Origin of the sequence: Flavobacterium palustre (assembly GCF_014639535.1) — a bacterium.
GTDB classification, from domain to species: domain Bacteria; phylum Bacteroidota; class Bacteroidia; order Flavobacteriales; family Flavobacteriaceae; genus Flavobacterium; species Flavobacterium palustre.
In genome coordinates, this window is record NZ_BMGA01000003.1 from 284,428 (window position 1) to 304,050 (window position 19,623).

Genomic DNA, 19,623 nt, shown 5'->3' on the forward strand with positions numbered 1-19,623 from the left:
TTAAATCTAAAAACAATGTATCACAATAATCCAAATATCAAACTTCCGGAAGATACTGAAACAATAGTCTGGAAGTATTTAGATTTATCCAAATTTTTAGATTTATTGCTTTCGCAAAAATTATTCATGTCCCGTTCAGACAAGTTTGAGGATCAATACGAAGGAACGTTTAGCGAACCTACTTATGAAGAAATCAAGAAATTAGCCATTGACAATCCTGAATTTATCAATTATTACAAAACACATCGCGAAAAAGTAGCCATTAGCAGTTGGCATATCAACGAATACGAATCTTTCGCTATGTGGCAAATTTTCACACAAAACAGCGAAGGTCTTGCCATTCAATCCACCATTAGCAGATTACAAAAAGCCCTGCATCCTGAGCATAATTTCAAACAATATATAGGCGAGGTAAATTATATTGATTACAAAAAAGAATACATTCCTTTTGATGATTTATTCTTCCCTTTTTTGTTTAAACGAAAAAGTTTTCAGTACGAACGAGAAGTTCGCATCATTACCGATGTTACTGATGGAAAAATTAAACTCAATGATGGTTTAAAAATCAATGTTGATATTAATCAGTTAATTGAAAAAATCTACATTCATCCCAAATCAGAGAACTGGTACAAAAACCTTGTAATTCAGTTAGTAAAGGAATTAGGATTTGATTTTACAATTGAAAAATCCGATTTAGAAAGTGATATTTTGATTTAAACCATTAAATCGGTTCGTAATTCACTACTTCCCAATCTTTAGCTAATAAATTGATGTAACCGTATTGCACTACATCATTTTTATCAAACTGCCCGTTTTTATTGGTATCTTCAACGGTTCTAAAATACAAACGGTTTTTAGATTCGATTAAATTCCAGTCAATTAACTCCTGAAAATCAGCCGATATTTTAGTAAAATTCGCTCCGCTAATATCACTTAAATACAAAGATTTAATATCACTTGTATCCAATTTCCCATCCTTATTAGTATCCACATCATACATGGTATATACTAAAATTTGCTTATTGTTTTTTTCAGCAATCGCTTTTAAATAAGTAACTGTCAAAATCAAAGCTGGTTTATCAGTCAATGATTGTATCGAATCAGAATCTATTTTTTGAAACTTTAAATTTTGCAAATACCCTGTAATTTCATCATCACCCAGATTAGAAACCGTAAAACTTAAGTCGATTACACTTGATGAACCGTATTTTACTTTTGTTCCTTTCTCATACACTCTTAAATCGCCAACAGGATGAATTAAATAATTCGTTCCCTCCATTTGAATTGGTAAATCAGCAATCGCAATCTGAGTCGAATCTATTTTAGTAATCGACTTATCATTATTGCTAGAATTATAAATCACTTTAGGCTTTTCTACATCTTTTTTACAACTTACCAAAAGTAATATGCTAATATTTATCAAGGCTACAGCTAGTGTTTTCATACAAATCTGTTATTAAAATATTTTCAAATGTAATGATTTTTAAAAATGCTTTTGAATTTTAAACTTAATTTATGACGTGATCCTACTCAAGTAAAACTCCTAAAATAATTACTTTATTACAATTTAGCATTCAATTTTAGATTAAATATTCTTGTAGTCATGTAATTAGGTACTGCATATTCATTTTTTGAATACACATCACGCACCCATGTATTGGTAATTGCATTTTGATTATTAAACAAATTGAATATTTCCAAGCCCAGAGACAATTCTTCAAAATTACCTAACCAACTCTTTCGAGCTTTTTTCGAATTGGAATCAATTAAAACTTTAGAAAAACCAATATCAACCCTGCGATAATCATTCAGTCGATTTTGATACACATAAGGATCGGCATAAGAAGGCGAACCTCCTGGCAAACCTGTATTATAAACTAAATTAAGATACACTCTCATACTGGGAATACTGGGCATATAATCCTGAAACAAAACAGCAAACTTTAATCTTTGGTCTGTTGGTCGGTCAATATAACCTCTGTTATTTGAATTTTCTTCTGTTTTAAGATAACCAAAACTAAACCAGGATTCCGTTCCCGGAACAAATTCACCATTTAATCTCAAATCCAACCCCTGCGCATAAGCTTTAGCATCATTATTAGCAGCATAACGAATCCTGACATTGTCAATTGTATAAGTATTCACATCGTTGAGTGATTTATAATACAACTCCGAAACCAGCTTAAAAGGACGATTCCACATCTGGAAATTATATTCATTCCCAAGAACCACCTGAATCGATTGCTGTGCTTTTACATTAGGTTGAACCGCACCACTGGCATCCCTGAGTTCCCGGTAAAAAGGCGGTTGATAATAATAACCTCCCGAAATTCTAAAAATCATTTCTTTTTCCCAATTGGGTTTCAAGGTCAGTTGCGCTCTCGGACTAAAAACAGTTTGTGAATTACCCGAAGAAACTGCATTCGTTCCTGTTACTCCCCAATTTTGCATTCGAATACCTGCTGTGTACCAAAGTTGCGCATTTTCCAGATTACTTTTGGCATTCCATTGTGCATAAGCCGAAAATCGGTTGATGGTATTAAAATTCGTAGCAAATACACTTTGATATGGAGCCAAAGGTCCGGTGAAAGAAGTATAAGGTTCGTCTTTTTTAGCAAAATTGATAATTGGCGGATTTATTGAAAATCCTGCCGAATCAATCACTTCCCACTCCACTACTCGATCCCGGATAGATTCACGAGTGTATTTTACACCAAACTCCAAATTACTTTTTTTCCAATCATAAACGCCTTTCACTTCGGCATTTACAATCATTGCGTCCAAATCATTTCGGGCATGATTCAACTGCGTTCCAATTCCACTGGTATAAGAAACATCATTATACGTTTCATTTCCTATAGTCGCATCGTTTTCTCCCAGACGATATTGCGCTAAAATATCAAAATATTCCTGTTCTAAAGTATGATAAACAGAACCAATAAACTTCAACGTAAAATTATCCGAAGCCTTAAAAGTTGTTTTCAAAGCACCAAAATAAGTATCATACTTATCTTTTTCCTGTCCGTCATAAAACACTGTTAATACCATAGGCTGATCCAAGGTTCCAAATCTTGTTTTTCTTAACAAAGGCTTGTAATTGTACTTATTTTGTGAAATATTCCCTAAAAAACTCCATTGCCACTTTTTAGAAGCACGAAAATTGATATGGGTTTGAACATCCACAAAAGAAGGTGTATAATTAGTTTGCGTTTCCTGACTTTTCACTAACAAACTATTATTCCGATAACGAATTCCCGTTACAGCTGTCCATTTTTTATTTTTAGATATAGCATCTACAGCAAGGCTTCCGCCAAGAAAACTCGTTTCAAAAGCAGCAGCAAACTGAGTTGGATTTCTATAGGTAATATCCAAAACCGAAGATAATTTATCGCCATACTTAGCCTGAAATCCTCCCGCTGAAAAATTGACGTTCTGCACCAAATAAGTATTGGTAAAACTCAAACCTTCCTGTTGTCCTGATCGAATTAAAAAAGGGCGGTAAATTTCAATTTCGTTCACATAAACCAAGTTCTCGTCATAATTTCCGCCTCTGACAGCATATTGCGAACTCAATTCGCTATTTGAATTCACTCCTGCCAGGGTTTTCAATACATTTTCAATTCCGGCATTCGCTCCCGGAATTTTTCGGATAACATCTGGAGTTATAGTGGTAATTCCCTGAATTTGGCTTTTCTTGTCTTTTGTAATGACTACTTCGCCCATTTGCTCCTCATGCTCATTCATTACCAAATTCAATTCGTAATCTTCCGAATTTTTCAGTAATAGAGAAATAGTCATTTTTTTAAATGTCAAATGACTAAAAACCAAATTGATTTTTTTATTTACCGGAACTTTAATAGTATAAAACCCCTTTGCATTAGACTGAGTCGAATGTCCTAAAAACGAAATAGTAACATTACTTACAGGATTATTTTGAGCATCAAGCAAAGTTCCCTTGACTCTGACCAATTGTGCCAAAGAAGAAAAACCAATCCAAAACAGTACAAAAACAAAAGCTAGTTTATGATTCAAAATACTCCCTATTATTTTTGACTTCTAAAAAAACGACTTTCAAATGTAGTTGTATTCCCTACCTGATCAGTCACCACAACTTTTAATTCATTGGCGCCTTCGGCAACAATTCCGTCACTAAAATGATGAGTAAGCTTTCTGGTTTTAGAATCATATTCCAATAAAATCCAATTCCCGTTCAAATAGCCATTGTATGATTTTATCCCTGAACCACTATCCCTGATAGAAAGTTGAATTGTTTTTTCGGCACTCAGCCAGCGTCCTTCAATAGGTTTAGCAATTGTAATGGTAGGCGGAGTAGTATCCATCGTCAAAGTATATTTACCTAAAGAACGTACTTTAGTGATGTAAAGATTTCCTTTTGCGGTTGTTGCATTATAACCTAAACTTCCACCGGCACTTAAACTTGCAATATAAACTTTGCTTTTTTGTTCCTCAGTATATTTATCGCTTTCTATCGCGATTTCAAAAGCGGAATGTGCCGGAACCGTATCATCATGCAGTGTTAAAACAGTAGCGTTTACAGCAAAATTCATTGCAAAATCTTCGTAAAAAGTTCCTGCCGGAAAAGTGGCTGTCATATTGTCTTTAGAAAAAATATTGTCTTTTTTAGCCTTAACAAAATAATTAGATATGACAAGCTCTTTCTCCACTATTGGACTGGATGAATCAAAAGCAATCGGAATATTGACAATAGTGGTGTTTCCAAAAAAATCGGCAACTTCAATTCGATACACTAAATTCAAATTAGGGACAACATTTACAATTCCGTTATCTGCATCGGTTTTAATGATACTTAAATTAAAAGATGAATTCATAAAGAGTTTTTGAACTCTTTGTGCTGTTTTTTTATAACGTCCATAATCAATAAAAGCATTGATATAGCGCATTTCATCAAAGGAATAAGTATCAAATTGATAGCCGAAAGTCTCTTTTCCATTCAGATAAGACTGTACTTTATAAACTCCGTTTTTATTAAAAGAAACATTATCATAATCATCAGCGGTGATTCCAAAACCAATTTTTCCATTAGCCAAAACCTTTGTGGCTAAATAAGTACCATCTTTCTGCAAATTCAAATTCAACAACAAAGGACGCTTCGACTGATTAGCCGTTGTTCCTTCCAACGGATAAACATAGACAGCTGAAATTATTGGCTTTTTAGAGTCTTTGAAATTTTTATCAAACCCAAACAACATTGGATTTATGATTTTTTCGGTTTGCGTATCTCTAAATTCAAAATGCAAATGCGGTCCTTCTGAAGAACCTGTATTCCCCGAAAAACCTATAATTTCACCTTTTTTTACAACTAATTCATTCGCTTTAGGAAACATTTCGATTTCGAAATTTTGCTCCTTGTAATGCGTGTTTTTGATATAATCAGCTATTGCACCACTGGCTTTTTGCAAATGACAATAGACCGTTGTATAACCATTAGGATGATTTATATAAATGGCTTTTCCATTTCCAAAAGGCGAAATTTTAATCCGGGAAACATAACCATCAGCCACCGCCATTACATCTAACCCCTCTCTTTGTAACGTTTTAAAATCAAAACCCGCATGAAAATGATTGGGTCTTAATTCTCCAAAATTCCCTGATAATTGCATCGGAATGGCTAAGGGAGACTGGAAATAATCTTTCGGATAAGTTGTCTGAGCCATAACAGCTCTGGAAATCAGTAGAAAAAAAAGGAAAAATCTCATGCGAATCATTTTTGCTAAGATAAAAAAACTAAACTGGAATGCTTTATAAAAAAAGTATTTTTGTAACCATTTACAAGACAACATTTTGATTATTTTATAATAAAAAAAACAATAAAATATTGCAATAATAAAAACTAATACTAAATTTGTAATATTAAGTAATGAATAGGATTTATAATGAGTGTAATTGCAGAAATAATTGATACTCTTGAAAATAAAGTTGAAAAGCTTATTCTAAAATTAAGAAATTTAGAAAAAAACAATCAGGATTTAACTATCGAATTAAATAAATCTGCCCAAATCATACAAAATCAGTCTCAGGAGATTGAAGCCTTAAAAGCACAGTATGAAACACTTAAAATTGCCAATTCATTATTAGGTAGTGACGAAAACAAAAGAGATACAAAGCTTAAAATAAATTCATTAATTCGTGAAATTGATTACTGCATAGCACAGTTATCAGATTAGTATAAAAAATGGACGAAAAGCTTAAAATTAAAATATCAATTGCTGACAGAGTCTATCCGTTAACGGTAGATCCGTCTCAGGAAGAAGGACTTAGAAGCGCTTCTAAAAAAATTGATAGTATGATAAAGCAATTCGAAGAAAATTATGCTGTTCGCGACAAACAAGACGTTTTAGCCATGTGTGCTTTGCAATTTGCATCGCAGGTAGAGCAAAAACAGATTGACAATGCTATCAATGGAAACGAAACTATTGACAGGATTCAAAAAATTAATGCTATTTTAGACGAAAATCTCTAAAAAATAACGTTCTTTAACAACTAAGATACTGCCTACATTAGTTCCTATTTGATAAACTCAACACTAACAACTTAGAATGAGCAAATCATCGTTACTATAGCAAGCCAATTCAGTTTGGAAGCTTGAACAGCGAGTTAGCTCAAAACTTGTCATCACGAGTTTATACAAACAACTTAATGTAGGCTTTTTTTATATATTAATTTTTAAATAAACATGGACATATTAACAATTATCATTTCAGGGATTATAGGCATCGCAATAGGATTTGCCATTGCCAAAATCATAGAAAAAAGCAACATTTCTAATCTAATTAAAAACGCTAAAAAAGAAGCCGCTTCGATATTAAAAGACGCCAATTTTGAAGCTGAAAACATAAAAAAAGACAAAATTCTTCAGGCAAAAGAAAAATTCATTGAATTAAAAGCCGAACACGAACAAGTAATTTTGGCTCGTGACAAAAAAGTAGCTGAAGTAGAAAAAAGAATCAGAGACAAAGAATCTCAGGTTTCTAACGAATTATCCAAAGCTAAAAAAGTCAACGATGATTTCGAGAAAAAAACAGCCGAATTTGAAGCTAAAATTGAAGTTTTAGACAAAAAACAAGCAGAAGTTGACAGATTGCACAAAAGTCAATTGCAACAACTGGAATTGATTTCCGGTTTATCGGCTGAAGAGGCCAAAGAACAACTAGTTGAAGGTTTAAAAGCTGAAGCTAAAACTACAGCAATGTCTCATATTCAGGACACTATTGAAGAGGCAAAATTAACGGCTCAGCAGGAAGCTAAAAAAATCATCATCAACACGATCCAACGTGTTGGAACAGAAGAAGCCGTAGAAAACTGTGTTTCTGTATTCAATATCGAATCAGATGATGTAAAAGGTAGAATTATCGGTCGTGAAGGACGAAATATCCGTGCTTTAGAAGCCGCAACTGGTGTAGAAATCATTGTTGACGATACTCCGGAAGCGATTATACTTTCTTGTTTTGACCCGGTTAGAAGAGAAATCGCACGTTTGTCTTTACACAAATTAGTTACTGACGGACGTATTCACCCGGCACGTATTGAAGAAGTGGTTGCTAAAACTGCTAAACAAATTGATGACGAAATCATCGAAGTTGGAAAACGTACCGTTATCGATTTAGGAATTCACGGTTTACACCCTGAATTAATCAAAGTTGTTGGTAGAATGAAATACCGCTCTTCTTACGGACAAAACTTATTACAACACTCTCGCGAAGTTTCTAAACTTTGTGGATTGATGGCTGCCGAATTAGGATTAAACGTTAAATTAGCAAAAAGAGCTGGTTTATTACACGATATTGGAAAAGTACCGGATACTGAAAGTGATTTACCGCACGCTCTATTAGGTATGCAATGGGCTGAGAAATATGGCGAAAAAGAAGAAGTTTGCAACGCTATTGGAGCACACCACGACGAAATTGAAATGAAATCATTATTGTCTCCAATTGTACAGGTTTGCGATGCTATTTCAGGGGCAAGACCAGGAGCCAGAAGACAGGTTTTAGATTCTTATATCCAACGTTTAAAAGATTTAGAAGACGTGGCTTACGGATTCAACGGAGTTAAAAATGCTTATGCTATTCAGGCTGGTAGAGAGTTACGTGTAATTGTAGAAAGTGAAAAAGTTTCTGATGACAATGCAGCAACTTTATCTTTCGAAATTTCACAAAAAATCCAAACTGAAATGACTTATCCAGGTCAGGTGAAAGTAACAGTGATCAGAGAAACCAGAGCAGTCAATATTGCTAAATAGGACTATAAAATTCCAATCCCGATAGCTATCGGGATAAAACTCCAAATTCTAATTTATAAATTATTGGAATTTGGAGTTTTTTATTTGCTCCCTAAAATTGGAATTTGATTTTTGGAATTTGAGATTTAACTACATATTCTTTCTGGGATGGCAACTCTCCAGTACTTCGGTTAGAAATGTCCGATCCAAATGCAAATAAACTTCGGTAGTAGTTATCGACTCATGACCAAGCATTAATTGAATCGAACGCAAATCGGCACCATTTTCTAAAAGATGGGTTGCAAATGAATGCCTAAAAGTATGCGGACTGATTTTTTTATTCAAATTAATCTTAGCAGCTAAATTACTGATGATAGTAAAAACCATCGCTCTTGTCAATTGCCCTCCTCTCCTGTTTAAAAACAAAACATCAGTACATTCTCTTTTAACCGAAACAAGCGGTCTTACATTATTTTTATAAAGAAGAATGTATTTTTTGGTCGAATTTGCAATTGGCACAAAACGTTCTTTATTTCCTTTTCCGGTAATTTTAATAAAACCTTCTTCAAAAAACAAATCGGATATTTTAAGCGAAACCAATTCCGATACCCGCAAGCCACAGCCATATAAAGTTTCTAACATGGCTCGATTACGTTCTCCTTCATTTGAAGACAAATCAATTGCACCTATTAAAGCATCAATTTCTTCCACCGAAAGAGTATCAGGTAATTTCCTACCTATTTTAGGAGATTCTATTAACTCCATTGGATTATCATTACGATAATCTTCAAAAATCAAATAACTAAAAAAGCTATTCAGACCCGAAATAATCCTGGCTTGGGAACGGGCATTAAGCTGACTAGAAATTGCATAAACAAACTGCTGAAGGGTCTCTTCCTTAATTTTTAATGGAGAAATCTCAATGCGATTCTCAGAAAGAAACAAACACAATCGCTCAATATCAAAAGAATAATTCGCAACAGTATTCTTTGACAAACCACGCTCTATTTTAAGATAGGATTGATAACTTTTGATATAGGATTCCCAATTCATACTACAAATAAACGACATTTATAAACATAAAAAAACCTCCCGAATCGAGAGGTTGTTTCTATAGTTGACAATTGAGTATTAAAACTTATAACTAAGTCCAAAAAAGAAACCACTTAGTTTTGAACTAAAATCGTTATTTCCGCCTTCAACCAAATTCGACAATCCAAAGTTATACTTACCATCCAATGAAAACTCTTCGTTCAAATCAAAAGATAACCCCAGATCTAAACCAAAATTCAAAGTTTTAGATCCCTCGCCTGCATCTAATAGAAATCCAAAATCTGGACCGGCTAATAAACTTAAATCTTCTACTACAGGAAACTTCGCTAAAACAGGAATTTGAATCTGGTCTAAATCATTAACTGAAACATACAATAACTCTGGCTGAACATGAAACTTATCTGAAACTGTAATATCTACAAATCCTCCAGCATAAAAACCTGTTTCAGCATTATTATAGGAACTTCCATCTAATTTACCATGAGCATTAGCAAAATCAACACCCGCTTTTAAACCAAACTTAGCTTCTTGTGCATTAGCAAAACCAAAAACAAACACAGCAACAACTGATAAAATAACTTTCTTCATTTTTTTACTTGTTAAAATTCGACACAAATATAAGATTTATTCTAATAAAAAAACCTCTCCTTTTGAGAAGAGGTTTTAAATAAAATTTTAAAAATTATTAAAAATGCAATGCAAAACCAATATTTAGCTGAAAAATACCTTTATCAGTAAAATCTTCATTCAAACTAAGATTATAACGCAATCCTGGCTCAATAGAAACATTATCCCCTAAAAAGATAGCATATCCAGCTCCAATACCTAACCACATTGGGTTTTCAGACGCGTCTTTAATTGATGCTCCTGTCAAATCCAAAGTCACGGGAATCATACTTTCTACATAATATTTGGCTCCTAATCGATAAGAAAAAATACTTGAATCAAAAACACTTTCTCCACCGTAACCTAAACCTGCTTTTAAAGCAAAATTATCTGCTATAAAATAACCTCCATCTAAACCAATATTATACTCCGATTCTCCATCAGAAGTAGCAAGAGAAAAACTAGTACTACCAAGCATAGCATTTCCTGTATTTGCTTCAATTAACCACTTACCTTTTGCTGTTTGTCCTCCTGAAGAACTTTTCATGTCTTGCGCATTAGAAAACACAAATGCCAACATTGCCGCTGCTGTTAAAATGATTTTTTTCATAGTTTAAGTTGTTAAATTAATAATTTATTAACTTAAAATTATCAAATTCGCAAAACCAAAAAACAAGTCCTATTAAAAACTTATCAACAACACTATTAACAATGTTTTAACAAGAATAATATAAAGCATAAAAAAAGACCATTCTCTCGAATGGTCTTTGTAGTTTTTTTTAATGGCTTGATTAGAATTTATATCCTAGACCAAGAAAAAAACCATTAACTTTAGCACTATATCCTGACGGAGCGTCTTCAAAAAAATCTGTTAATCCTAAATTATATTTGGCTTCTACCATAAAATGCTCATTTATATCATAAGCAGCACCAAAATCGATACCAACACCAAAGCTTTTGAATCCTTCTATCTTCTCATTTAAATCAAATAACAAATCCGGACCAGCTAAAACACTTACCTTATCAGCTATATAATATTTAGCCAAAATTGGTAACTGTAACTGACTACCTCCATCAGCAGTTACTATTACTAACTCTGGTTGAACATGAAACTTTTCTGAAGCAGTAAAATCAGCAAAGAAACCTCCAAAAAAAGCAGTCGTATTATTACTTACATTAAGCCCTTCTACTTCAATTTTTGAAGTCGCAAAATCAGCACCTGCAATAACCCCAAATTTAACTTCTTGTGCATTAGCCAATCCAAATGCAAACACTGCCACAACTGATAAAATAACTTTTTTCATTTTTTTTATATTTGTTAAAATTTGAGCACAAACCTAAAACAAATACTACCATAAAACCTAATTTTATGTTAAAACAAAATCTTAAAAACAGATGCGTCATCGAAAAAAGAAAAATAACAAAAAACTCATTTACAGACAATTACAAACAACACTCTCACCTAATTCCGTGATTTTTTAAAACATCAACAACACAGACACAAAAACAAGTTTTTTCTTTCAAAAACAATGTCTTTTTTCATTTTTTTAATGTTTATTTTACAAAAGAACACAATAAAATAAACAGCAAACTGTTTTATATTTACAGTCTCGAATCTTAAACAAAAAAGTATTATGAAAAAATTAATTTTAATTGCAATCATGCTTTTTAGCATAACAACAGTACTACAAGCACAATCTATTCGTTTTGGTGTTAAAGCTGGAGCAAATTTTGCTAATCAAAACGGAGACACTCCTCCTGAATTTGAAAGCAAAGAATCTATTACCAGCTATCACGCTGGTTTATTAGCTGAAGTTAAACTGTTTGACAGTTTTGCAATCCAGCCGGAGCTTTTATATTCTACTCAAGGTGCAACCTATAAAGATGCTGTAGAAGAATTTAAAAATGAACTAGGATACTTATCTATTCCTGTTTTAGCTAAATTTTACCTAAGCAAAAGCTTAAGTCTGGAACTAGGTCCACAAGCTTCATTCTTATTGAGTGAAAAAAATGATTTTGATGTAGAAGATGCTGAAACTTTCGAATTTGGTGTAGTAGGCGGATTAGGTTTAAATATTACCAAAAATCTTTTTGTTCAAGCCCGTTACGGACTTGGATTAACAGAAGCATCTAAAAATGCCGATATTAAAAACTCAACTATTCAGCTATCCGCCGGAATTATGTTTTAAAAAAACTGATAATTATTTAAGAACCGTTTCGAATTATCGGGACGGTTTTTTTATTTTTACAAAAAGATAAAAAAAATGAAAATTAGCATTATAAATGGCCCTAACCTAAACTTATTAGGAAAACGCGAACCTGAAATTTATGGAAGTTTAACTTTCGAAGAATATTTTGAAGAAATCAAAAAAAAATTCCCTTCCATCGAATTTACTTATTACCAAAGCAATATTGAAGGTGAATTAATTGACAAAATACAGGAATTTGGGTTTTCTTATGACGGAATCATTCTGAATGCCGGTGCCTACACACATACGTCTGTGGGTATTGGTGATGCTGTAAAAGGAATCACAACTCCAGTAGTTGAAGTACATATTTCAAATACTTTTTCCAGAGAAAGTTTCAGACATCAATCGTATATCTCAGGAAATGCTAAAGGTGTAGTTTTAGGATTTGGACTTAAAAGTTATGATTTAGCCATACAATCGTTCTTATAGTCCCTCCTATTTTATAAAGAAAAAAAAAGGTATCAATGACACTCAATCATCGATACCTTTTTTTTATTGTATTTTCCATTATAAATCACCCTCTAATCACAGCTTTTTCCTCTATCTGACGATTAGATTTTACCTTGTTCAAAACCAGCATTTTTGAAAAACAAAAAGCAACAAAAAACCCTTAAACAATTGATGTTTAAGGGTTTGTTTTCGTAGCGAAGACGGGAGTTGAACCCGTGACCTCAGGGTTATGAATCCTGCGCTCTAACCAACTGAGCTACCTCGCCAAATGTTCAGGTCTATACTGTTCCTGATTGCGGGTGCAAAGATAGAAATAAATTTAAATTCCGCAAGCATAAAATGAAGAAAAAAAATATTTTTAAAAACGTTTTTTTTTAGACATTATATTCTATATATTCGAAAAAAAATAAATATGCCCCTATGGATAATAAAGTACGTTACGAAATTGAGTTTCCTATAAATTCTTCGCCACAATTATTATATCAATATATTTCTACTCCTTCCGGTTTATCTGAATGGTTTGCTGATGATGTTAATTCCAGAGGAGAATTTTTTACCTTTATCTGGAATGATTCAGAAGAAAAAGCAAGATTAGCATCAAAAAAATCAGGAGAAAAAGTAAAATTCAAATGGGTTGACACCGCTAATAAGGACACTGAATATTTTTTTGAATTACATATTCTCGAAGACGAGTTAACAAAAGACGTTTCTTTATTAATTATTGATTTTGCCGAAGAAGACGAAATTGACGAAGCGAAACAATTATGGGAAAATCAAATTTCAGATTTGAAACATCTCTTAGGTTCTGTATAGCGAATTCTATATTTATAACTTATATTTGCCCTGAACAAAATTCAGGGCTTTTTTTATGATTAATTTCAACGGAACTTTAGTAACTCAAGATTCAAATATATTAACACAAAACCGTGGTTTTTTATACGGAGATGCTGTTTTTGAAACGGTTAAAATTTTCAATTCTAAAGTACTTTATTTAGAAGACCATTACTTTAGATTAATGGCATCAATGCGGGTAGTACGCATGGAGATTCCAATGAATTTTACCATGGAATATTTTGAGGAACAACTTCTTTCTGTAACCAACAAATTGGCTATTTCCAATTCCGCCAGAGCCCGGATTACGGTTTTCAGAAATGATGGCGGTTATTATTTACCTATTGACAATACCGTTTCTTTTTTAGTTCATGCTTCTGCAATAGAATCAGCACCTTATTCTTTTGAAGAAAAAGAATATGAGGTGGATTTATTTAAGGATTTTTATATCACAAAACAGTTATTATCTTCAATTAAGACCACAAACAGAATTCTGAATGTAACAGCAAGTATTTTTGCAAATGAAAATACTCTGGACAATTGTTTGTTATTAAACGACAGTAAAAATGTAGTAGAAGCAATTCAGGGAAATCTTTTCATGTTGACAGGAAATAAATTAATTACTCCTCCGGTTTCTGAAGGCTGTTTGAACGGCATTATGCGCAAACAAGTTTTAAAATTAGCTAAAACTATTTCCGGAATTGAAGTTGTTGAAGAAGCAATCTCTCCATTTGAACTTCAAAAAGCCGATGAATTGTTTATTACCAATGTTATAAAAGGAATTCAGCCAATTACCAAGTACAGGAAAAAGACTTTTGGAGTGAGTTTTTCTAAACAAATAATAGCTAAGCTAAACGAGGAAATAGTTGCTGTTGTTTAATTTAGGTATGGATTTTCAGGTGAATTAGACCATATTAAATAGTCTCCGCCTAACTCTATAATTTGCTCTTTCCAAAAATGAGCTGCCGATTTGCCTATAATTTTATTTTTATAAGTATTAGAAACAATAATCCAAGAATTAGCATCCATTTCTGATTGCAATTGACTTTCTGACCAGCCGGTGTAACCTAAGAAAAAGCGAATATTATTTTTGTTGATTCTTCCGCTGTTAAGAAGTTCTTTGGTGGACTCAAAATCACCGCCCCAATAAATTCCGTTAGAAATCTCAATACTGTTGGGAATCAGATTGGGAACATTGTGAATAAAATAAAGATTATCTTGCTCAACAGGCCCGCCATTGTAAATTTTTAGACGGGAATTTATTTCAGGAATTAAATCGTTTATGGTATATTTCAAAGGTTTGTTGATGATAAAACCAACCGATCCGTCTTTGTCATGATCGGCTAATAAAATCACAGATCGATTAAATGATGAGTCTCCTATGATAGAAGGCTCAGCAATAAGTAATTGTCCTTTTATTAATTTTTCTGAAATCATGACTGCTTAAGTTTTTATTAAATTTAAGAAAAAAAAATAAAAAACTCCAAACATAATCGTTAAAAAGCATAAAAAAACCCTCAAAAGAGGGTTTTTTATATTGATGGATTTTGAAACTTATTTCTTAGTTTACAGCTCCTTCTAATTCAGCTCCAGCTTTGAATTTTACAACGTTTTTAGCAGCGATTTGAATTGTTTTTCCAGTTTGAGGATTTCTTCCGTCTCTTGCAGCTCTTGGAGAAACTGACCATGATCCGAAACCTACAAGAGATACTTTCCCACCTTTTTTCAAGGTACCACCTACATTTCCTAAAAATGACTCTAAAGCTAATTTAGCAGCAGCTTTAGTAATTCCTGCGTCAGCAGCGATAGCATCGATTAATTCTGATTTGTTCATAATGATAGTTATTAATTGTTGGTTAAAAATAAATTGTCGATACACAAATTTAGCAGTAAATACAGACCCTGCAAGTGTTTTCCTTGATTTTAGGGTATTTTGTTAATAACTTCTGTTTTTTGTTCATAACACTGCCGTTTTTTGAGTTTTCCACCCCCTTACACCCTATTTTTATTGGGTTTATAACGCTTTTGTTTCTTCAGAAAATGAAATTCCATTGAGCAATTCAGCAGTAGTCATTTTCTTTTTACCCGGAAATTGTAAACTTAACACTTGTATAAAGCCGTCTTTTGTTGCAATTTTTAATTCTTTTTTAGAACTAACGATTGTTCCAATACTAAAACGATGCGTTTCAGGAATTATTTTAGATTCGTATATTTTCACATTCCACTCCTGACCTTTATCAGTAAAAAAACACCATGAAGCAGGATAAGGACTTAAGCCCCTAATTAGGTTATGAATATCCGAAGATGATTTTGTCCAATCTATTTTGCAGTTTTCTTTATTGAGTTTGTAAGCCGTCTTGATATCGACATCTTCAGTTTGAATAATTGTTGCAACATTTCCTTTTTCTATTAAATCCAAAGTATCGATAACGGTAGTACTCCCTAAATTCATTAAACGATCATGAAGCTGTCCTGCGTTTTCGTTCGGATCAATTTCAGTTTCTGAACTTAAAATCATGGCGCCGGTATCTATTTTGTCATCAATAAAGAATGTGGTGACACCTGTTTTAGTTTCTCCATTGATAATAGCCCAGTTAATAGGTGCTGCACCACGATAATTTGGCAACAAAGAAGCATGAAGATTAAACGTCCCAAATTGAGGCATTTCCCAAACTACTTTTGGTAACATCCTAAAAGCAACCACAACTTGTAAATTAGCATGAAGCGATTTTAATTCGGCAAGAAAAGATTCGTCTTTTAGATTAGTTGGCTGCAATAAGTTTAAATCATTTGCCAAGGCATATTCTTTTACAGCCGAATATTTTATTTTTTGCCCGCGTCCGGCTGGTTTGTCGGCAGCGGTTATTACACCCACTACTTCGTAATTATTTTTCAATATACTGTCAAGGATTCCTACCGCAAAGTCAGGAGTACCCATAAACACAATTCGTAATTTTTCCATTATTGTTTTAAGCTATATTTATTGTTTGGTTTTATCAGAATGCTTTGGTTTTCTAATAATTCTTGAAGTGCAAAGATAACATCGTCCGAAGGATTATTTAGTTTGATTTGAATTTCTCTTGAATTCAAATCAGCATTTTTTAATAAACTTAGTATTTCGTCTGAAAGCGAAACTTGAGTTTCTTTTTTCTTTTTCTGTGTAATACAATAAGAGCAAATCCCGCAATTAGCTTCTTTTTTTTCGCCAAAATAGTCTAATATCAATTTGCTTTTGCAGACTTTATCTTTTCTGATATAATTTAAAACAGCTTCAAATTGTTCTTTCTTTAACTGATTTTGATTTTCGAGGTATTTGGCAATTCGGTTAATAGTTCTTTCGTCTTCCCTGATTTCGTTAAAAACCAAAGTGGTGTCGTTATTTTTCGAATGATAATCAACAATTCCTTTTTCTTTCAGTTTTTCTAAAACGTTTTGCACTTCCGTTTCACTGTGTTTCGATTTTCGGGCAATTAACGGAAGATTAAAGTTAGTTTGCATGTCATAAATTCCGGGATAAGTACGCAAGATAGCCAGCAGAATTTCTTCATTGTTAGGATTCAGGCTCATGTAACGAATTACTTCTTTAGAAGGAATAACGAATTGTAATGTTATTTTTTCTGAGAATTCCTGCGATAAACTAATCACCCCCTGTCGATCTAAAAACTGAATGGCATTGTAGGTTTTTAAAACCGGGAATTTATATCGGTTACAAAATTGGTTTAGATTAAAGGAATATTGCTCATTAATACCCTCACCGTATGCAATTTGAAAATAATTACACATTTTGATAAAAACTTCTTTGAGAAATTGTTTGTCAGGAAGTGTGTAGATAAACTGATTTTCGGTTTGAGCAACATCCGATGGATTAGTGAGTAAAACAGCGAAGGCTTTTTCTTCGTTTCTACCGGCGCGGCCTGCTTCCTGATAGTAATTTTCAAGATTTTCAGGTAGTTGAATATGAATTACCGTTTTTACATTGGCTTTGTCAATTCCCATCCCGAAAGCATTGGTGGCAACCATAACCAGTGCTTTTTCTTCCATCCAAAGTTGCATGTTGTTATTTTTGTCTTTGGTCGAAAGTCCGCCGTGATAATAAGTAGCTTTAAAACCTAAAGAATTAAGTTGCTCTGCAGTATCAATGCAGGCTCTTCGGTTTCGCACATATATAATGGAAGGCTGTGGGTTTTTGCTTAAAATCTGTTTTATCCTAAAAAGTTTGTCTTCGATTTCAAAAACCATGTAGGCAATGTTCTTTCTTTCAAAAGATTTTTCAAAACATTTAGGATTCTCCAGCCCTAATTCTTTAATGATATCTTCTTTTACTTTTGGCGTAGCTGTTGCTGTGAGCGCAAGAAAAGGAATTTTTGGGAAATGGGTTTTTAGATTTGAAATCTTTAAATAAGCCGGACGAAAATCATGTCCCCATTGTGAAATACAGTGCGCTTCGTCTATGGCAATTAAATTGACCGGAAGGTTTTTAATTCGTTCCAAAATCCAATCGGATTGCAGACGTTCGGGAGATAAATACAGAAATTTGTAATTTCCAAATTGGCAATTATCCAGTAAATCGATCAATTCATCTGTTTTTATTCCGCCGGTAAGCGCAATGGCTTTGATATTGCGTTTTTGTAAGTTGGCAACCTGATCTTTCATTAAAGCAACCAGAGGTGAAATTACCAAACAGATTCCTTCTTTGATCATGCCGGGGATTTGAAAACAAATGGATTTTCCACCGCCTGTAGGCATTAATGCAAAAGTATCCTGACCGCCTAAAACGGAATCGATAATTTCTTCTTGAGGCATTCTAAAACTATCGTGATTCCAGTATTTTTTTAGAATTTGTAAAGTTTCAGACATCAAATTTCAGAAAGAGTTAATTCGTTTTTTATAATCAAAAAGCTGTTCTAATGTGATTTTTTCTTTTTTTACTGACAAAAAAGCAGCATCAGCAACAAACTTACTCAAACTAATTTAGATTTTGAAAAATACAGCGAATCAAAATAATGATTTTGCTAAAAATCATAGTGTATAATTCATATTTTAGAATTGAAACTGTATATTTGCTTTTATTTTTAAAGACAAAATGGATAAGAAAACGGAGGAGTTTTTTGATAGATTAAAAAACGAATTAGAAAAAAGCAATACCTGGCCAGCAATATATTTGTTCAAATTTATTGTGCCAACAGACGATGAGAAAATCAAACAAGTTGAACAAGCCTTTAATTGCTTAGGTGCGGTTATCAAAACCACTCAATCTAAAACCGGGAAATTTACAAGTGTTTCGGTTGATGTTCAAATGGCGAGTCCACAAGCTGTAATTGACAAGTACATCGAAGTATCTACAATAGAAGGAATTATTTCATTATAGTTTTATTTTCAAAAATGAAACAAATGTAGTTTAAGCTTTTTGTAATAAAGCTTTAAATAAATCAAATATGAATCAGAAATATATAAAAGAAAATGCGAATGATGTAGTGCATCATTTAGAATATAATGCCGAAAGATCGCATTTGATTATTCCTGAATACGGACGTCATTTGCAAAAATTGATCGACCAGGCTACCGAAATTGAAGATGCTGAAACCAGAAATAAAGCAGCTAAGTACATCATCCAGGTTATGGGAAGCTTGAATCCGCATTTGAGAGATGTGCCTGATTTTCAACATAAATTATGGGATCAGCTTTTTATAATGTCTGATTTTAAATTGGATGTACAATCGCCTTATCCTATTCCTTCCAGAGAAGTATTGCAATTAAAACCGGATGCTTTAAAATATCCTCAAAATTTCCCAAAATACCGTTATTATGGCAACAACATCAAATACATGATTGACGTTGCTAACAAATGGGAAGAAGGAGAAATGAAAAGTGCTTTGGTAAAAGTAATTGCTAATCACATGAAGAAATCCTATTTGAGCTGGAATAAAGATACCGTAAAGGACGATGTAATTTTCGAACATCTTTATGAATTATCGGGAGGCAAATTGAATTTATTACAAAGTTCGGAAGAATTGATTAATACAACCGATTTATTGCGAACTAATAAAAGAATGTCAAATAAGACTTCTTCTCAGGGACAGCCAAAAATTCAAAGTAATAAAAATAACAAAGGACAGGGAAAACAAAAGTCTTTTCAAAAAAATAACAATCAAAAAAATCAATAAAGTGGCTAAGCAG

At 32.9% G+C, this 19,623-nt stretch carries 21 protein-coding genes and 1 tRNA gene; 10 read left to right on the forward strand and 12 right to left on the reverse strand.

Annotated elements, in window-relative coordinates:
• The first annotated feature begins 15 nt into the window (after positions 1–15).
• On the forward strand, positions 16–717 hold the full coding sequence (locus tag IEV84_RS08220; protein ID WP_188493802.1) for a DUF2971 domain-containing protein: 702 nt from the start codon (positions 16–18) through the stop codon (positions 715–717).
• A gap of 4 nt (positions 718–721) precedes the next feature.
• Here IEV84_RS08220 and IEV84_RS08225 read toward each other — a convergent pair whose 3' ends face one another.
• The 3 genes from IEV84_RS08225 to IEV84_RS08235 all read right to left on the reverse strand — a co-directional run bounded on the left by IEV84_RS08225 (position 722) and on the right by IEV84_RS08235 (position 5,738).
• Positions 722–1,444 (reverse strand): CREC-EF hand family protein, encoded by a 723-nt coding sequence (locus IEV84_RS08225; RefSeq protein ID WP_188493803.1) that lies wholly within the window; start codon positions 1,442–1,444, stop codon positions 722–724.
• A gap of 116 nt (positions 1,445–1,560) precedes the next feature.
• Positions 1,561–4,035 (reverse strand): TonB-dependent receptor, encoded by a 2,475-nt coding sequence (locus IEV84_RS08230; protein ID WP_188493971.1) that lies wholly within the window; start codon positions 4,033–4,035, stop codon positions 1,561–1,563.
• Between the two features lie 8 nt (positions 4,036–4,043).
• Entirely contained in the window at positions 4,044–5,738 is a 1,695-nt protein-coding gene (locus IEV84_RS08235) for a M23 family metallopeptidase (protein ID WP_188493804.1), read from the reverse strand.
• 177 nt (positions 5,739–5,915) lie between these two features.
• Between IEV84_RS08235 and IEV84_RS08240 the strand changes: the two genes are divergently transcribed.
• From IEV84_RS08240 to rny, 3 genes are all read left to right on the forward strand, one after another.
• Positions 5,916–6,206 carry a coiled-coil domain-containing protein gene (locus IEV84_RS08240; protein WP_188493805.1) on the forward strand — a complete coding sequence of 97 codons (291 nt, stop codon included), beginning with the start codon at positions 5,916–5,918 and terminating at the stop codon, positions 6,204–6,206.
• Positions 6,207–6,214: 8 nt separating this feature from the next.
• Entirely contained in the window at positions 6,215–6,502 is a 288-nt protein-coding gene (locus IEV84_RS08245; RefSeq protein WP_188493806.1) for a cell division protein ZapA, read from the forward strand.
• Positions 6,503–6,715: 213 nt separating this feature from the next.
• On the forward strand, positions 6,716–8,278 hold the full coding sequence (rny, locus tag IEV84_RS08250; RefSeq protein ID WP_188493807.1) for a ribonuclease Y: 1,563 nt from the start codon (positions 6,716–6,718) through the stop codon (positions 8,276–8,278).
• A gap of 129 nt (positions 8,279–8,407) precedes the next feature.
• Here the strand turns inward: rny and IEV84_RS08255 are convergent, their stop codons facing one another.
• The 4 genes from IEV84_RS08255 to IEV84_RS08270 form a co-directional block, all read right to left on the reverse strand.
• The gene (locus tag IEV84_RS08255; protein ID WP_188493972.1) at positions 8,408–9,310 is read right to left on the reverse strand and encodes a site-specific tyrosine recombinase; all 903 of its coding nucleotides are present in this window, start codon (positions 9,308–9,310) and stop codon (positions 8,408–8,410) included.
• Between the two features lie 78 nt (positions 9,311–9,388).
• Complete coding sequence (locus IEV84_RS08260; protein WP_188493808.1) at positions 9,389–9,898, reverse strand: outer membrane beta-barrel protein; 510 nt, start codon at positions 9,896–9,898, stop codon at positions 9,389–9,391.
• A 97-nt stretch (positions 9,899–9,995) separates the two neighbouring features.
• Entirely contained in the window at positions 9,996–10,526 is a 531-nt protein-coding gene (locus IEV84_RS08265) for a hypothetical protein (protein WP_188493809.1), read from the reverse strand.
• Positions 10,527–10,707: 181 nt separating this feature from the next.
• Complete coding sequence (locus tag IEV84_RS08270; protein WP_188493810.1) at positions 10,708–11,220, reverse strand: outer membrane beta-barrel protein; 513 nt, start codon at positions 11,218–11,220, stop codon at positions 10,708–10,710.
• Positions 11,221–11,550: 330 nt separating this feature from the next.
• On the opposite strand from IEV84_RS08270, the gene IEV84_RS08275 reads away from it, so the two are divergent.
• Positions 11,551–12,105, forward strand: coding sequence for a porin family protein (locus tag IEV84_RS08275; RefSeq protein ID WP_188493811.1), 555 nt, complete (start codon positions 11,551–11,553; stop codon positions 12,103–12,105).
• A gap of 75 nt (positions 12,106–12,180) precedes the next feature.
• Positions 12,181–12,594, forward strand: coding sequence for a type II 3-dehydroquinate dehydratase (aroQ, locus tag IEV84_RS08280; RefSeq protein WP_188493812.1), 414 nt, complete (start codon positions 12,181–12,183; stop codon positions 12,592–12,594).
• A 213-nt stretch (positions 12,595–12,807) separates the two neighbouring features.
• Here aroQ and IEV84_RS08285 read toward each other — a convergent pair.
• Positions 12,808–12,881 (reverse strand) — tRNA-Met (locus IEV84_RS08285).
• Positions 12,882–13,035: 154 nt separating this feature from the next.
• On the opposite strand from IEV84_RS08285, the gene IEV84_RS08290 reads away from it, so the two are divergent.
• Together IEV84_RS08290 and IEV84_RS08295 are read left to right on the forward strand one after the other, a co-directional pair.
• Positions 13,036–13,428, forward strand: a complete 393-nt coding sequence (locus tag IEV84_RS08290) for an START-like domain-containing protein (protein ID WP_188493813.1) — start codon at positions 13,036–13,038, stop codon at positions 13,426–13,428.
• A gap of 55 nt (positions 13,429–13,483) precedes the next feature.
• Complete coding sequence (locus IEV84_RS08295) at positions 13,484–14,326, forward strand: aminotransferase class IV (protein WP_188493814.1); 843 nt, start codon at positions 13,484–13,486, stop codon at positions 14,324–14,326.
• On the opposite strand, the gene IEV84_RS08300 is transcribed toward IEV84_RS08295, so the two are convergent.
• The 4 genes from IEV84_RS08300 to IEV84_RS08315 all read right to left on the reverse strand — a co-directional run bounded on the left by IEV84_RS08300 (position 14,323) and on the right by IEV84_RS08315 (position 18,303).
• On the reverse strand, positions 14,323–14,883 hold the full coding sequence (locus IEV84_RS08300; protein WP_071183512.1) for a YqgE/AlgH family protein: 561 nt from the start codon (positions 14,881–14,883) through the stop codon (positions 14,323–14,325). The genes IEV84_RS08295 and IEV84_RS08300 overlap by 4 nt on opposite strands.
• Positions 14,884–15,007: 124 nt before the next feature.
• Entirely contained in the window at positions 15,008–15,280 is a 273-nt protein-coding gene (locus IEV84_RS08305; protein WP_071183513.1) for an HU family DNA-binding protein, read from the reverse strand.
• 180 nt (positions 15,281–15,460) lie between these two features.
• Positions 15,461–16,408 (reverse strand): methionyl-tRNA formyltransferase, encoded by a 948-nt coding sequence (gene fmt / locus IEV84_RS08310; protein ID WP_188493815.1) that lies wholly within the window; start codon positions 16,406–16,408, stop codon positions 15,461–15,463.
• Positions 16,408–18,303: a RecQ family ATP-dependent DNA helicase gene (locus tag IEV84_RS08315; protein ID WP_188493816.1), complete on the reverse strand. Its 1,896-nt coding sequence runs from the start codon at positions 18,301–18,303 to the stop codon at positions 16,408–16,410. Before IEV84_RS08315 ends, fmt begins: the two co-directional genes overlap by 1 nt.
• Positions 18,304–18,529: 226 nt before the next feature.
• On the opposite strand from IEV84_RS08315, the gene IEV84_RS08320 reads away from it, so the two are divergent.
• Positions 18,530–18,814, forward strand: coding sequence for a DUF493 family protein (locus IEV84_RS08320; RefSeq protein WP_188493817.1), 285 nt, complete (start codon positions 18,530–18,532; stop codon positions 18,812–18,814).
• Positions 18,815–18,881: 67 nt separating this feature from the next.
• The gene (locus tag IEV84_RS08325; protein WP_188493818.1) at positions 18,882–19,610 is read left to right on the forward strand and encodes a DUF4290 domain-containing protein; all 729 of its coding nucleotides are present in this window, start codon (positions 18,882–18,884) and stop codon (positions 19,608–19,610) included.
• Positions 19,611–19,623: the final 13 nt, after the last annotated feature.

Coding starts and splice junctions, on each gene's coding strand:
- IEV84_RS08220 (WP_188493802.1), top strand. CDS start 16: ATGTATCACAATAATCCAAATATCAAACTTCCGGAAGATACTGAAACA.
- IEV84_RS08225 (WP_188493803.1), bottom strand. CDS start 1,444: ATGAAAACACTAGCTGTAGCCTTGATAAATATTAGCATATTACTTTTG.
- IEV84_RS08235 (WP_188493804.1), bottom strand. CDS start 5,738: ATGAGATTTTTCCTTTTTTTTCTACTGATTTCCAGAGCTGTTATGGCT.
- IEV84_RS08240 (WP_188493805.1), top strand. CDS start 5,916: ATGAGTGTAATTGCAGAAATAATTGATACTCTTGAAAATAAAGTTGAA.
- IEV84_RS08245 (WP_188493806.1), top strand. CDS start 6,215: ATGGACGAAAAGCTTAAAATTAAAATATCAATTGCTGACAGAGTCTAT.
- rny (WP_188493807.1), top strand. CDS start 6,716: ATGGACATATTAACAATTATCATTTCAGGGATTATAGGCATCGCAATA.
- IEV84_RS08255 (WP_188493972.1), bottom strand. CDS start 9,310: ATGAATTGGGAATCCTATATCAAAAGTTATCAATCCTATCTTAAAATA.
- IEV84_RS08260 (WP_188493808.1), bottom strand. CDS start 9,898: ATGAAGAAAGTTATTTTATCAGTTGTTGCTGTGTTTGTTTTTGGTTTT.
- IEV84_RS08265 (WP_188493809.1), bottom strand. CDS start 10,526: ATGAAAAAAATCATTTTAACAGCAGCGGCAATGTTGGCATTTGTGTTT.
- IEV84_RS08270 (WP_188493810.1), bottom strand. CDS start 11,220: ATGAAAAAAGTTATTTTATCAGTTGTGGCAGTGTTTGCATTTGGATTG.
- IEV84_RS08275 (WP_188493811.1), top strand. CDS start 11,551: ATGAAAAAATTAATTTTAATTGCAATCATGCTTTTTAGCATAACAACA.
- aroQ (WP_188493812.1), top strand. CDS start 12,181: ATGAAAATTAGCATTATAAATGGCCCTAACCTAAACTTATTAGGAAAA.
- IEV84_RS08290 (WP_188493813.1), top strand. CDS start 13,036: ATGGATAATAAAGTACGTTACGAAATTGAGTTTCCTATAAATTCTTCG.
- IEV84_RS08295 (WP_188493814.1), top strand. CDS start 13,484: ATGATTAATTTCAACGGAACTTTAGTAACTCAAGATTCAAATATATTA.
- IEV84_RS08300 (WP_071183512.1), bottom strand. CDS start 14,883: ATGATTTCAGAAAAATTAATAAAAGGACAATTACTTATTGCTGAGCCT.
- IEV84_RS08305 (WP_071183513.1), bottom strand. CDS start 15,280: ATGAACAAATCAGAATTAATCGATGCTATCGCTGCTGACGCAGGAATT.
- fmt (WP_188493815.1), bottom strand. CDS start 16,408: ATGGAAAAATTACGAATTGTGTTTATGGGTACTCCTGACTTTGCGGTA.
- IEV84_RS08315 (WP_188493816.1), bottom strand. CDS start 18,303: ATGTCTGAAACTTTACAAATTCTAAAAAAATACTGGAATCACGATAGT.
- IEV84_RS08320 (WP_188493817.1), top strand. CDS start 18,530: ATGGATAAGAAAACGGAGGAGTTTTTTGATAGATTAAAAAACGAATTA.
- IEV84_RS08325 (WP_188493818.1), top strand. CDS start 18,882: ATGAATCAGAAATATATAAAAGAAAATGCGAATGATGTAGTGCATCAT.